The 14,866-nt window shown below is 41.6% G+C and carries 10 protein-coding genes, 1 tRNA gene and 1 other RNA gene; 1 reads left to right on the plus strand and 11 read right to left on the minus strand.

Annotation, left to right across the window (positions count from 1 at the left end; genetic code table 11):
• Positions 1-162: 162 nt before the first annotated feature.
• The 9 genes from DWX73_RS04165 to DWX73_RS04205 all read right to left on the minus strand — a co-directional run bounded on the left by DWX73_RS04165 (position 163) and on the right by DWX73_RS04205 (position 8,374).
• Entirely contained in the window at positions 163-1,929 is a 1,767-nt protein-coding gene (locus tag DWX73_RS04165; RefSeq protein ID WP_118347145.1) for a B12-binding domain-containing radical SAM protein, read from the minus strand.
• Positions 1,930-2,008: 79 nt separating this feature from the next.
• An RNA gene (ffs, locus tag DWX73_RS04170) (signal recognition particle sRNA large type) lies at positions 2,009-2,270 on the minus strand.
• Positions 2,271-2,301: 31 nt separating this feature from the next.
• Complete coding sequence (gene tadA / locus DWX73_RS04175) at positions 2,302-2,823, minus strand: tRNA adenosine(34) deaminase TadA (RefSeq protein ID WP_118347147.1); 522 nt, start codon at positions 2,821-2,823, stop codon at positions 2,302-2,304.
• Positions 2,824-3,783: a DUF6128 domain-containing protein gene (locus DWX73_RS04180; protein WP_118347149.1), complete on the minus strand. Its 960-nt coding sequence runs from the start codon at positions 3,781-3,783 to the stop codon at positions 2,824-2,826.
• A gap of 60 nt (positions 3,784-3,843) precedes the next feature.
• The gene (locus tag DWX73_RS04185) at positions 3,844-5,244 is read right to left on the minus strand and encodes a deoxyguanosinetriphosphate triphosphohydrolase (protein ID WP_118347151.1); all 1,401 of its coding nucleotides are present in this window, start codon (positions 5,242-5,244) and stop codon (positions 3,844-3,846) included.
• Positions 5,245-5,347: 103 nt separating this feature from the next.
• Positions 5,348-6,460, minus strand: a complete 1,113-nt coding sequence (locus DWX73_RS04190) for a hypothetical protein (protein ID WP_118347153.1) — start codon at positions 6,458-6,460, stop codon at positions 5,348-5,350.
• A gap of 173 nt (positions 6,461-6,633) precedes the next feature.
• Complete coding sequence (locus DWX73_RS04195; protein ID WP_242996612.1) at positions 6,634-7,515, minus strand: M15 family metallopeptidase; 882 nt, start codon at positions 7,513-7,515, stop codon at positions 6,634-6,636.
• Positions 7,516-7,535: 20 nt separating this feature from the next.
• A complete protein-coding gene (locus tag DWX73_RS04200) occupies positions 7,536-8,165 on the minus strand; it encodes a 4'-phosphopantetheinyl transferase family protein (RefSeq protein ID WP_158556822.1) in 630 nt (209 codons plus the stop codon).
• Positions 8,166-8,301: 136 nt separating this feature from the next.
• Positions 8,302-8,374, minus strand: a tRNA-Lys gene (locus DWX73_RS04205).
• Positions 8,375-8,635: 261 nt separating this feature from the next.
• Between DWX73_RS04205 and trmB the strand changes: the two genes are divergently transcribed.
• Positions 8,636-9,283, plus strand: coding sequence for a tRNA (guanosine(46)-N7)-methyltransferase TrmB (gene trmB, locus DWX73_RS04210; protein WP_118347157.1), 648 nt, complete (start codon positions 8,636-8,638; stop codon positions 9,281-9,283).
• A gap of 235 nt (positions 9,284-9,518) precedes the next feature.
• Here the strand turns inward: trmB and glgB are convergent, their stop codons facing one another.
• Positions 9,519-11,432 (minus strand): 1,4-alpha-glucan branching protein GlgB, encoded by a 1,914-nt coding sequence (gene glgB / locus DWX73_RS04215; RefSeq protein WP_118347159.1) that lies wholly within the window; start codon positions 11,430-11,432, stop codon positions 9,519-9,521.
• A gap of 135 nt (positions 11,433-11,567) precedes the next feature.
• On the minus strand, positions 11,568-14,645 hold the full coding sequence (locus tag DWX73_RS13510; RefSeq protein ID WP_242996614.1) for a hypothetical protein: 3,078 nt from the start codon (positions 14,643-14,645) through the stop codon (positions 11,568-11,570).
• Positions 14,646-14,866 lie beyond the last annotated feature (221 nt).

The raw sequence follows: 14,866 nt of genomic DNA on the forward strand, positions 1-14,866 counted from the left end.
CTTTTCCTAGTTTCATCCTCGTCCCCCTTATATGGTCTGTCAATTACATCAAATACGGAATAATCATTGTCAATACCATTGCCACAATTACAATTAATGTAATGACAGCAATCATCTTACGCGTTTTTTTATTAAAAAAATTCATGGATTTTTCACCTCCGATTACTTATTTGCCATTTTATACTCTTTGCCGTCATTTTGCAAGAAATAACATGCCGCCTGATGGTCGAGCGGATTGCGATCCTGATAATCAAAAAGTACATAAACCGGCTCTTCTTTTCCGCAAATATTTTCAGAAGCTCTGGTAAATTTCTCCACATGAGTCATTTTTCTCATCTGACGCTTGTCATACCCTGCATATCCTCTCAGGCAAACCGGTTCTTTTGCCTCTCTGTCATAGAATTCTTGAAGCCATTCTTTCGTCACAAGTGATTCTCCTGCAAAATCCGGACGAGTCTTTGCATTTTCTCTCAAATATAGATCAAATGTCAGCAGTTCTTTGTAGAAGTCTTCCTTGTCAGGACAGATTTGTTTCACAAAATCCAGCAGTATCTCATATCTTGTCACTCTCGAATGACTCATCTGATGAAGCCTATGTTGTTCATAAAATACTGCCAGCGATTCATACATCTGAAACGCAGAAGAAAATTCTCTCTCCAAAGCTTTCAATGTATATTGGAACTGTCCGCTGTTATAATAGACTTCCACCATCTCCTCTATCCCTTTTAATTTAAGTACGTCTGCATATGGCAGCCACTTTGTATACAGTACTTCATATGGCGGCTCATTTTTATACACAAGTCCATACTTGTCTTTTGCTTCTTCCATATGAGAGCCTTTCAGTACCTTCAAAAACCCAAGCTGCAGCTGCTCCGGTTGGAGTGCATACACATCATCAAAGGATTTTCCAAAACTTTCATAATCCTCAAACGGAAGTCCTGCAATCAGATCAAGATGCTGGTGTACATTTTTGTTTTCATTTAACTCCCGCACAATTCTTGCAACTTCTTCAAACTTCATCGTCCGGCGGATTTCCCGGATTGTTTCCGGATTCGTAGACTGCACTCCTATCTCAAGCTGAATCAAACCCGGACGCATTGATCTGATCAATGCAATTTCTTCTTCATTCAGAAGATCTGCTGAAATTTCAAAATGAAAATTCGTCACACCATTATCATGTTCCTTAATATAAGACCACACTGCCATTGAATGTTCATGGCGGCAGTTAAACGTCCGATCTACGAATTTTACTTGCGGCACTTTCGCATCCAGAAAGAATTGCAGTTCTTTCCTGACAAGATCCAGCTTCCGGAAACGAAGACATTTATCTACAGAAGACAGACAGTAGCTGCACCGAAACGGACAGCCCCGGCTCGATTCATAATAAATAATCTTATTTTCAAATAATGTCATATCTTCATATACAAAAGGCACTTCACTCAGATCCATGATCTCCCGCCATTCATTCTCTGCGATCACACCGTCTGTCCGGCGAAATGTGATTCCGGTAATATCTCCCAGATCATCCTGTGTTTTTTCCTTGCAGTGATAGCAGTTCAGCAATTCAAGAAATGTTTTTTCTCCCTCACCTTTCATAACGCCCGTCAACTCCGGCAGTCGTTCCAATACGTTCCGGCTGTCATAGGACACTTCCGGACCGCCTGCCCACAGAATCGTCTCCGGCAAAATTTTGTGAATTTCTTTTATAAGTTCTTCTACATACCGCAGATTCCATATATAACAGGAAAAACACAGCATATCCGGCTGTCGCTTATAAAGATCCATTAGGATATCGTCTGTCTGCTGGTTAATCGTATATTCCGCAATCTCTATTTCTGATGCAAATGTCTTCGCATATGCTTTCAGACTGTACACAGCAAGATTGGAATGTATATATTTGGCATTCACTGCTGCTAACACTATCTTCATATCGTATCTCCTCCCGAAGTATTTTCTATATAGAAAAAAGCACCCATACCGGATGCCGATTCAAAACTCTTTTCTCTTTACGTGCGTTACACTTCGAACAGTCTCCCCCGAACGTTACTCTGGCAGTAAACTCAGCCAGGCACCCTCACAACACCCGAAAGCATCTGCTTAGTGCTGCTTCGTTCCCGACCTGACACGGTTCACAGAGTCTCGCCGCGTGAGACCCAGACATCAACGCCACTTACCAGAGGCAGCTTCGCAAAAGAAAGCCCTCCGTGTAACATCACCCCCACTATAGCGGATTGTAGGTACAAGGTACCGCTAACACCCCGGCTGCACGTTCTATTAGTATATCGTATTTCTGTAGATATATCAATCATTTTTCTCAATTTTCTCACATTTTTTCTCTTCATTTTTCGCCGCTTTTTTCTTTTCCCGCAGCTCTTTAAAAAAATTTTTCATCATCTGACTGCATTCCTCTTCCAACACCCCTGTCACAAGCTCTGCCTGATGATTAAACTGAGGTACGTCAAGAAGATTCAAAATAGAACCTGCACATCCCGCTTTCGGATTCATGCATCCAACTACTACTTTCGGAATACGCGCCTGAATAATCGCCCCGGAACACATCTGACATGGCTCCAACGTCACATACATTGTACAGCCTTCCAGTCTCCAATCATCCAGCTTTCGGCTTGCTTTGCGTATTGCAAGCAGTTCTGCGTGTGCCAGTGTATTCTTATCAATCGTTCTGCGGTTATATCCTCTCGCGATCACTCTGCCTTCATATACGATTACGCAGCCAATCGGCACTTCTCCAATGGCATAAGCTTTTCTTGCCTGACGTATTGCTTCTTTCATAAACCGTTCATCATCTGTAAGTTTCTTCATCATCTATTCCCCTTCCAGTTCCCTGCACCAATATCCAAAATCATTTTCTCTGTCACATTCCTGCGGCGACAGTATAATACTATCCTCCGAAATGCGGCAAAACTCCGAAAATCCAAACGAACGAGCCGCTGCTTCTTCTCTTCGATGGTAGATGCCCGGCACGCCAAGATACCGTTTTCCCTCATCTGTAATCAGCAAAAGATGTCGATAATTATAATAACCATGAAGCAAAAAACTATTATTCGCAAGATACCAGTTCTTTTGAGGCAGTTTTTTCATATCCTCTCGCATAATTTTACAATATCTCTGCTCCTGTCTGTTCTCATTGCTTTCTTCCGACTGCTCTTCTGCAACGGCTTCCGGCTCTTCTTTTCCTTCCTCTTCGGCGCCAGTTCCCGGCTCTTCTTTTCCTTCCTCTTCGGCGCCAGTTCCCGGCTCTTCTTTTTCTTCCTCTCCGGCATCCGTTCCCGGTTCTTTCTCTATAACTCCTTCTTCGGCACAGGCCTCTAATATTTCCGACACCTCTGCTTCCACCGATTCCTCCGAAGCCATATCTTTTCCCATACTGGGACGCTCCTCTCTCGGAACTGCAGGCTCCATCTGATCTAACGGAAGTACACCCTCATCCCACACCGCAGCATATGTACCCTGTCCGTTTGTCTCAAGCATGATTCCTCTCAGTTCTTCCAAATCTGCATATGGCTCAATTTCTTCCCTGTCATAGACAAGACGGCAGCTCAAGATTGACTGCACATGTTCCAGCTGTCCCATCAAAATCCCGCGGCATCTCTTTCCTTCCATATAAACAAGATACACTCTGATATCTGCATTATTCAGAAATGTTCCTCTCCCATGTATTTGCAGCGTTCCTCCTTCTTCTCCCTGATCCACCTTTACAAATCCAACATTCCGAACCCTTTGCTCGTCCTTATATTCATAAAGATATCGAATAAAACTTTCCATACTCCTTACCTTCCCATCATTTCTTTTTATTAGTTTATTCCGGGAAATAAGGAAAAAGAACTAAGAGACCATTGCATTCATCTCCTGATACAGACGTTTCGCATAACTATCCGTCATTCCACAAATATAATCCGTCACAAGAAGCAGTCTAAGATACAGCCTCTCTTCCTCTGACTTGCCCTTTGCATGACAATGATAAGCATTTCTGTAATTCTCAGAAATAAAAGATACAAGCCGCTTCTCAATAGAGTTTAATTTGCGGTCAGTATCATAATAAATAATCGCTCCCACAAACTTATCCATCAGAAAATGTACCATCACCGATTCTGTCACTTCCATTCTATAAATTGTATTCGTGTCGAACACTTTTTTATATGCCAGATTTCCAAGAAGTTCCATAAGTTCTTCTCCGGCTGTTCCTTCAAAGAGATCTGTCTTTTTCTCTCCGGCCATAATCTTATTATAATTTTGTGTAAACCCTTCCGTAGCACACTGTATCAGATAGGACTGTGCCCGTACAAGCCAGTTTTTGACCGCATACTCTGCCGGATCTTGCAAGTTCTTTTCTTCTGCTCTGCGGTAAAGCCGCTCTAATGTCCCTAACGCATCAAATCCGGTCTGCATCTGCATGTTCCCCAACTCCTGTTTCAATATTTCATAAGAAACAAAACCTTTTACAAATGCATCTTCAATATCAGCTGTCTTATATGCCAGATCATCTGCCGCTTCTAAAATATAGGTAAGTGGATGCCTGCACTTCCCGGCTCCGGTTTCCTTTGTAATCTCCTCAAACAGCTCTTTCTCTGCATAATAATATCCTATTTTCTTATCTTTCAGATGATCCGAAAGCGGATTAACCTCTAATGATGATACCGGATATTTAATAATCGTATTCAAAAGCCCATATGTCAGATTCATTCCATATTCATCGACAAGAAAATGAAGCTTACTCACAAGCCTCAGTGCCTGTGCATTCCCTTCAAAGTGATAAAAATCCTGCTGCATCTGCTCTGTCAGTACCTCTGTGATTGGTCGCCCATAGAATGTCATCTGCGGCAAATGCTCTTCAAACCATTCTCGGATCGTTATTTCTCCAAAATGTCCAAACGGAGGATTGCCTATATCATGGATCAGGCCGGCGCACTGCACAATATTACACAGGTCTTCTTTCATCTGCGCTGTAAATGTTTCATCACATTTTTGACTTAATATATATTCACCGATATTCTGCCCCAATGATTTGGCAAGAGAAGATACTTCTAACGAATGTGTCAGGCGCGTCCTTATAAAATCGCTTTTATCCAGCGGAAACACCTGCGTCTTATCCTGAAGCCGTCTAAAGGACGCACTCCCGATAATCCTGTGGTAATCTTTCTCAAATTCGCTCCGAAGATCAGAATGATTTCTCTGTCCGGCAGTCTCCCGGCATCGTTTTTCTGACAGTAACCTTTTCCATTCCATACAGTTCCTCCCATTGACTTTTATACAAATCCTCTATGTTAAGAAAGGATGTCTCAAACTTTCATTTGAGACATCCTTTATCGCTTCTTGTAAATACTCCGGATTAATCCAAATAGATCGGCGGCTCATAATCCTTTCCAAGCATTGCTTTCTTGCGTTCCTGATAGCCAAGAAATGCCCATTCTGTCATATCTGTCCATTTATGATCTGCACGGTCATACACTTGTACATAACCGATTCTCTTTGGATGCATACGAACACTGTTCGTCTCATACTCTCTTCCTGTATAAGGATTAATCTCGCCTTTTACTTCTTCTTTTGGTTCCGGTTTTCTTTCTTCTACTGCTTCTTGTGCCGGAATCTGCGCTTCTTCCTGAACATCTGACGCCTGTTCTTCTTCACGCTCTTCTGTATGTGCTTTATTATATCCACGCAGCAGCGGCTTCTTAATATATTCCTTAAAGACATTCGTTACAGCCTTTTTCTTTGCATAAGATTCTTCCTCACTTACCTTATGCTCTGTCTCATCTGCCTCCGCCTTATCTTCCGTCACGTCTTCCTGCGCTGCTGTATCTGCTTCTTGTGTGATTTCCTCGAAAGCTTCTTCCCCTTCAGATGTTACTTCTTCTGTGTCACTATCTTCTACGGACGCTTCTTCCTCTTCTTCAGATACAGATTCTTCCAAAACTTCTTCCTGAACATCTTCGCTTTCCATCTCCTCTGCAGATTCTTCTGCAAAGTTTTCTTCTGTTTCTTCCAGATTCTCAGCTTCTGCCTCTTCCTGTTCAGCCTGTTCTTCCTGTTCTTTCACCGCCTCGCCAAAATCCGCAAGCTCGCCGATTGTCACATCCCTGACCGGACTGTAGATTAGTTCCTCATGGTGATTCGCTCCTGCCACAATGAATCTCTGCACAGGTCCTTCCGGATGCTTCTTCTCTTCCGGATGTGTTGCCTCAACTGCATGCTCTGCCTCCTGCGCTGCCCTCTCTGCGTCATCATCATCCAGAATACTCAAATGAAACGGACACTCCAAAATCTCAGCAATCATGCGCATATCCTGCTCCTGGAAGTTATCTCTTCCAAGCCGCTGTGTCAGGTTCTGTCTCGACATCTTCTTCCCGGTACGTTCTTCTATCGTCTCTGCCAATTCTTTAATCGTCATTCCCTTACGGCTCAAAACAATCTTTACCTGTTCACCAAATGTCAAATCCAACATGTTTCTTCCTCCTCCGTACTATCATATCTCCATTATCCGAAACGTAATTCTTTCTACATAAACCAATTATTTTCTTCTATTATTTTAGCAAATACAATATCATTCGTCAACGCAATCGCTGTCAAATTCCTGACCGATTTCTTCCGGATCTGACAATATTTTCCGCAGAATGTCTAATAGGTTTTTCCTAAATATTCCTCCAATGTAAGACCTGATTCTTTTATCTTCTGCGCCATCTCTCTCCCCACATATCGATAATGCCACGGTTCATAGATAATGCCTGTCAGAGATTGTTTCTCCGGTGGATATCGCAAAATAAAACCATATTCATAGCAGTGTTCCTGAAGCCACTGTGCTTCCATAGTCTCTGCCTGCTTTGCATCAAGCTCCGCATACTGGCTTGAAACGATATCAACTGCAAGTCCAATTCCATGTTCACTCGTACCCGGAAGCGCTACCTCCTGTGTCGTCCTCTGGTAAGCATCCCAGAAACTGCTGCCCTGACTTATCCAACTATTGACTGTATCATTAAAAACCTGAACCTGCTTTTCCACAGACCGATAGGCTGAACAGATCTGAGGCTGACATCCGTCTGCTCTTGCCGCCGCAAGCATGGCATTCAGATCCTCTGCAATCCTCGCATCAACGCTATAACCATTCTCCACCTCTGCAAGCTCCGGCACATATCCTTCCTGCATCGGATTCTCCGCATTCACAAGCGTCATATTCCACGGAATTCCATCCTCGAACTCTTTCATGCGCTCTGCAAGCGCTGCATCTTCTACCGCACCGCTTTCTTCCAACTGCTGATTCACTTCCTGAAGCTGTTCCTGAATTCGGTAAAGCTTCTTCTCTGCAGCTTTGATATCAGCATCCGCCTTTCGTTCTGCAAGTCCTTCTCCTAACAAATAGCCGGACAATATTCCTGCCGCAATTCCTGCAATGACAATTGCAGTATTCAGTATCATTTTCCGTCTCTGTGCAGGTCGCATACGTTTGTAAGCACGATGCACACGTTTTCCAAGTACTCCAAACTTTATTTTTTGTTTTTCCATATTTTCCCGCTTTCTTTTGTCTACAATATCTCTATATGAAGTTCCGGCGCAAAATCATCTGCATCTGCACACACCGCAATCTTCGCTTCAACTCCCTCTGCCTCATATTCCCGATAAAAAAATGGTTCCGGAAATTCATCCGGACGACCAAGCAGCCTTGCCCCTGTTTCCTCAAAGCCAATCTCAAACTCACTTGGAGAAAGCGCTGTCCCAAGTCTTGTTGCTTTCATAAAACTCTCTTTCAACACCCAGAACCGATAAAACAACTCTCTCTTCTCTTCTTCCCCTGCACAGTTTTCAATCAGATGAAATTCTGTTTCTGTATAGAAACGTGCTGCTACTTTTCTTCGATATTCCTTTACAACCTCAATGTCACAGCCCAATTTCGTTGCTCGTCTCTCATCATCTTCCATAGAACAGATTGCATACGCTCCCGAATGGGACAGATTATACAGCGCCTTTCCTGTCGGATCATATCGGCTGCGCATACGTTCCAAGAGAACCCCTGCTCCAACACTCTGCCAGCGCCCCTGTTCTCTGGCAAGTCTGTCCGCCTTTTTCTTTCGCTCCGGCGGCAGTTCTTGATAACATTCCTGATATTTTATCTCTGATTTCAGCACAGATACATCTGCCAGCCATGTTCTGATCATCGTTACCTTCCATCCTTTACCGCTTTGCATTGCGCCTTTATTGTATCATATCATCAAATCACTTGCAACGCACCGCATTTTCTATATAACAAAAGCACCGTCCCCGATGTACATTCATCAAAAACAGTGCTTCAAGTGCACCATCAGGGACTCGAACCCTGGACAAATAGATTAAGAGTCTACTGCTCTACCAACTGAGCTAATGGTGCAAATTGTATTCAGTTCTTAACACAAGTGATATTATATACCATAGAATTTGGAAAAGCAAGAACTTTTTTATTTTTTCTTAAATTTCTTCTCACTTTTTCATAGTTTTGTCATTTTTCTTTCACACGTTATCTTTCCTATCGAAATTCCTCTTCTTCCCACAGAAAATACTTGTCGAACAATCAAAAATCTTCTATTATAAAAGAGTTAAACACAAACTCTGAAACAACATTTATTAGAAAACCACAAGGAGTATAGTTATTATGAGACTTCGTAATATTCCGCGTGCGGATGAAGTAATTTTGAATCATCCAATCGCAATAAAAAATGAAACTGCCAACCGTGGAATATGGTCTTCTGTTTTCCAGAACAATCATCCGATCCACATCGAAATCGGCATGGGAAAAGGACAATTTATTCTTACACTCGCAAAACAGAATCCCGAAATCAACTACATCGGAATTGAACGCTATTCCAGTGTGTTGCTGCGCGCACTTGAGAAATATGATTCTGAAGAATTCTGTCATCTGACCAACATTCGTTTCATTTGTATGGATGCCGGGGATATTCAGGATGTATTTGCCCCAGAAGAAATCGGACGCATTTATCTGAACTTTTCTGATCCATGGCCAAAAGCACGCCATGCCAAACGCCGTCTGACTTCCGTTAATTTTCTTACAAAATATGCCCCGGTTCTAAACAAAGATGGCATTCTGGAATTCAAAACAGATAATCGTCCACTCTTTGACTTCTCGCTTGAACAGATTCCCGAAGCAGGATGGACATTACTCGGCCACACCTTTGACCTTCATAACGATCCTACCATGAATGAAGGAAATGTCATGACAGAATACGAGGCCAAATTCTCTGCCCTTGGCAATCCAATTCACAAATTAATTGCAAAACCTTAAGAAATAAATCTGCCGCAGTCGCATATCTTATTATCAAGAACGACCACGGCAGATTTTTTATGTATCATAATCATTTTCGTTTCCGCTTTTGCAGATTCCTATATGACAAACCAAAATGGAATCGTTGTCTCTGCCAGCTTCAGCGCTCTTTCAACGAGGCAGCCGATGCGCTGGCACACCTTTGCTGTCGAAACAAAAAATAACAGTAAAGCAAACTTATTAGCCCATACGCTTTCTAAAATTCAAATACGGCAACTCCATACGGCGGCAGAGAATACGCAAAAGAATATGGTCTTCCATCACATTCTTTCTTCTTTGCCTTATACACAAGCGGTCTCTCTGCTCCGCTTCCGCCGTACTTCTTATCATCACTGTTAAGAATCAATTTGTATTGTTTTCCTCGCGGAACACCTACGCGATAATCTTCGCGTGCCATTGGAGTAAAATTGCATACGAACAAAAGATTTTTCTTATTATCCTTAGAATGTCTGATGAAACTGAAAATACTTCTGTCCTTATCATCTGCATTTACCCACTCAAATCCTTCCGGAACTGTATCAAGTTCATATAGTGCTTTGTTCTTATGATACAGACGGAACAGATCTTTCGTGAAATTCTGCAGATATTGATGATTCTCCTCGCTCAGCAGATACCAGTCCAGTTCCCGCTCCTCACTCCACTCGCGAAGCTGAGCAAAATCCTGTCCCATAAACAAAAGCTTTTTGCCCGGATGTCCAATCATAAATGCATATCCTACTTTTAGGTTCGCAAACTTATCAAATCCAAGTCCCGGCATCTTATTCAGCATGGAGCATTTCAAATGCACTACTTCGTCATGGGATAACACAAGAATATATTTCTCACTGTATGCATAGCTTGAGGCAAATGTCATCTGATAATGACAGCCCTTCCTGAAATACGGGTCCAGCTTCATATATTCTGTAAAATCATGCATCCATCCCATATTCCACTTCATACTAAATCCTAATCCGTCATCCTCTGGTTTCCCAGTTACCTTCGGCCAGGCTGTTGATTCTTCCGCAATCATCATAGCGCCCGGATTACGTCCAAGTACGCAGGAATTTAGATGTTTGAAGAACTCAATTGCCTCTAAATTCTCATTACCGCCATATTTGTTCGGTACCCACTGCCCGCTCTGTTTTCCATAATCAAGATAAAGCATAGATGCAACGGCATCTACCCGCAAACCATCCACATGAAAATATTCAAGCCAAAACAGTGCATTGGCAATCAAAAAGTTCTTTACTTCATTCTTACTGTAATCGAATATCTTTGTTCCCCAGTCCGGATGTTCTCCCTTCTTCGGATCTGCATATTCAAATGTCGGTGTTCCGTCAAAGTTTGCAAGTCCATGTGCATCTCTTGGGAAATGTGCCGGAACCCAGTCAAGAATCACTCCGATTTTGTTCTTATGAAGATAATTAATCATATATGCAAAATCTTCTGGTGTTCCGTAGCGCGCAGTCGGCGCATAATAGCCTGTTACCTGATATCCCCAGGAACCGTCAAACGGATGCTCTGCAATCCCAATCAGCTCAATGTGAGTATAGCCCATCTCTTTCACATACTCTGTAATCTCACGGGCAAACTGTCTGTAATTATAGAATCCCTCATCTTCCGCTCCCGGTCTTCTCCGCCAGGAACCGATATGTACTTCATAGATGGAAACCGGAGTCTCATCCTGGTTCCATGTCTTACGATTCTCCATCCATGTATTATCAGTCCATTTTAAATTGGAAATATCCGTTACACGAGATGCTGTTCCTGGACGCATCTCCGCATAATTGGCAAATGGATCCGCTTTAAACAACAAATCCCCGTTCTGCGTCTCAATACAATATTTATACAACATTCCCTCTTCTACTCCGGGAATAAAAAGCGTATAAATTCCAAGTGGTTCCTCCCTTGTCATAATGTCTGCTGTCGTATCCCAGTCATTAAAATCTCCCACAACAGAAACGCGTTTTGCATGCGGCGCCCATACTGCAAAGTAAACACCGGTCTTTCTTCCGCTCTTTACCTTATGGGCTCCCATTTTCTTATAAATCTCATAATGTGTTCCCTGACCAAACAAATATTGATCAAGTTCCCCAATTTCAAATGCTTTTTTCTTTATCTGTTTTGCCATACTCTCCACTCTCCCTGGATTTCTCTAATATACATATTATACTTTACCCCAACATAAAAAGAAAGAGGTTTGACAAATGATTTTCTCATTTTACAAACCTCTCTTCTTTGCTTCAGCCGGATATTTTTTGATATTTTACAATTTAAAATCGTCTTCCTTCAAAATAATTCTATCAGATTCATCCGTTCCTTTTTTGAACACTCTCTTTACAAGATGTTTTACATTTGCTTTTTGAGAATGAGCAATCGCAGCATCCATTACATCTTTTACTTCCGCAACTGTTACCGCATGGTCTTCTTTCTGCATCATATCGATCTTACTGTACAGCGCCAGAATACCCATCTCATCAATTCGGTATCCATTCTCTTTTGCGTATGTCTGTCCAAATGTTACAAGCTCATCATTAATAAATACCGGAAGTTCCAATCTTGATGTAAATTTCTTTTTAAATGCCGGATTTGCATTCATCAATTTATCAAGTGGTTTTCTCTGTTCCTCAAGAACAAAAAGAAGTTCACCCGTCTGTTCTTCCATCAGTTCATTTAATTCACGAACCGTTCTGGAATTCATTCTTCCCGCACGTTCAATAATCAGAGCTCCTCCATGCAGCTTATCAACTACATCGGAAACATCTTTTTTATTCAATGCCTCTCCTGTTACAATAGCAACTTTGCCATGTTTAATTTTTCTTGCCTTCTGAATCGCTTTGACAACATCTACTGCAAGAACGGTCTTACCGGTTCCCTTACGGCCGACAATAACAATATTTCCTGTGCGTGATGTTCCGAATCTCTTCTTACATCTCTTATCAGCCTCAAGCACATCTACAATCTGCTCACTCATACCGCGCACCGGAACGAAATAAGAGAATAACTTCTTCTGCTCTTCTGTCAGACCGGCTTTCAGCCCAATCTCACTCTGCGCTTCAAGGTCATAGCGTCCCTGCACAACAAATCCTGTATCAAGAACAACACCACCCGGAGAACGTTTGATCATACTTTGCGTATCTTCAATTTCTTCGATCTCCTCAATCGGCTCTTCCTCTTCTTCAATCTCTTCTTCTAACTCCTCATATTCCTCTTCTGGATACTCATCAAAGTCAGTTTCTTCTTCGTAGACTTCCTCCTCTTCGAAGTCAGGCTCTTCTTCGTAATCTTCCTCCTCTTCGAAGTCAGGCTCTTCTTCGTAATCTTCCTCCTCTTCGAAGTCCGATTCTTCTTCGTAATCTTCCTCCTCTTCGAAGTCCGATTCTTCTTCGTAATCTTCCTCCTCTTCAAAGTCAGGCTCTTCTTCGTAATCTTCTTCCTCTTCGAAGTCCAGGTCTTCCTCGTCTTCATCAAAGTCTAACTCTTCTTCATACTCATCATCTTCGTCTTCAGAATCTTCTTCGTAATCTTCGAAATCATCCTCATCATCTTCATCTGGCTCTTCCATTGGAGTTGGATTCTCTATAAAATCATCCTCTTCATCTTCCGGGAAATCAGTTTCTGCTTCGTCCTCAAAAAAGTCATCTTCTACTTCATAATCCGCATCAAATTCATCTTCTTCAAGGTCTTCCTCATCATTCTCTTCCAGTACAAACTCTTCTTCATCTGTCTCATCAAGCTCGAATTCTTCTTCATCGTCTTCTAATTCAGACAATTCAAAGTCTTCCTCGTCTTCTTCCCATTCAGACAATTCAAGATCTTCCTCGCCTTCTTCCCATTCAGACAATTCAAGTTCTTCCTCGTCTTCTTCTAATTCTGACAATTCAAAGTCTTCTTCGTCTTCTTCCATCAGGTCAAGTTCTTCATCACTTTCAAGAAAATCTTCATCTATTTCATAAGGCTCATCTGCATCATCGAATTCTTCTTCATCAGCAATTTCATCGAGATCTTCCTCTTCATCTAACACAAAAAGTGCTTCAACAAGATCTGCCTTATTTTCGAACTCAGGTTCTTCTTCCGGTTCCTCTAATAAATCATCAATTTCTTCCGATGTAAGTTCCTCTGTTGCCTCTTCCTCTGGCATCTCAAACATCAAATCATCTTTTTCTGATTCTTTTCCCTCCAACTCATCCAAAAGCTTTTGGATATCTGCGGAAAGAATCTGCACTGTGTCCTGACCTACTTTCTTTTGCTTTTCTTCTTTATATCTTTCCTTCTCAGCTTCAATTGTTCTTGCTGCTTCTCTCTGTTGTGCTTCCCAGTTCTGCAAAATCTCTTCAATCTTCATTGTTCCCGTTTTTTGAGATAGATTTGATTTTCTTCTATTTGGTTCTTCAATTCCTGCTTTTTTATTAGCAACTTCAACTCCTGATACAAATGCATTCGCAATCGTATCTCCCGTAACACCTTTTTTTTCAGGTTCCTCTGCAAATTTAGATCCTGCTGCTTTAATAAATGCTTCCTGTGTTCCCATACGTCTCACCTCTGAAGAAGAACGTTTTACATGATTTTCCTTCACATCTTCTTCATTACCTTCATTTACTGACTTCTTACCTGACTTGTGAACTTTTTCAGAAATCACTTCCCGTTGTTCTTCTGCCGGCTCTGTTTCTGCAACCTCACTGTCAATATCTTTTTCTGACTGCAGCTTTGCTTCCGGAGGAAGTTCCCTGCGAATCGTTGCAATCTTTCCAAAACGAGAATTCTTTTCTTCACTTCTCTGACGATATTTTTCCTGCTGTGCCGGTGTCAGTGGTTTATAGCGCATCTTAAGTTCCATCGCCTGATAGACATACTTTCCTTCGCTAAACCACAGGATTAGATCATCACACTCCTCCAGACACTCCGCTGTCATTCCGGCTTCATGGTATAATTTAGCAAGTTCAAATGCCCATTTCTCAACATATTCTGATTTTTTGAAATTTACCAGAGCTTCTATCTGCTGCGACAGCGGCGCTTTCTGTGCTCTTAAAATTTTATATTTCAAGATAAACTGATTCGGATCCTTTGGCGCAAGCTGAACAAACTCTTCGTAGCAATCTGTTGCTTCATTAATATCATTCATCTTTAATGCAAGAATTCCTAAACGGTATATAATCTTTCTGCTTCCCGGAGATCTGTCATATGCAACAAACAGCACATCTCTGCTCTTTTGATATTCTCCATTATTTTCATATATTTCGCTGACAGAGCAAAGCATAGATGCATTCTTTACTCTTCGCCAGTCTATCGTATCAGCTATTTCCATTGCTTTCTTGTATGCTTTCTTATCCATATAAGACAGCATCTGTTCTGTTTTTACCCGATATTCGTATTTATCCACTGATTTCACCTCTACAAATCATCTGTTTTTATTCTTATAAAAATTCATCCAATATGAGAATATAATTATAGTAAGTTTACCACAGGGGAATATCAATGTCAAAAAAATAACGGTTATAGTAAGTTTACCACAGGGGAATATCAATGTCAAAAAAATAACGGTTATAATTTTTAAAATTATACGTT

This window comes from Coprococcus sp. AF21-14LB (assembly GCF_003458885.1).
Taxonomy (GTDB): Bacteria; Bacillota; Clostridia; order Lachnospirales; family Lachnospiraceae; genus UBA9414.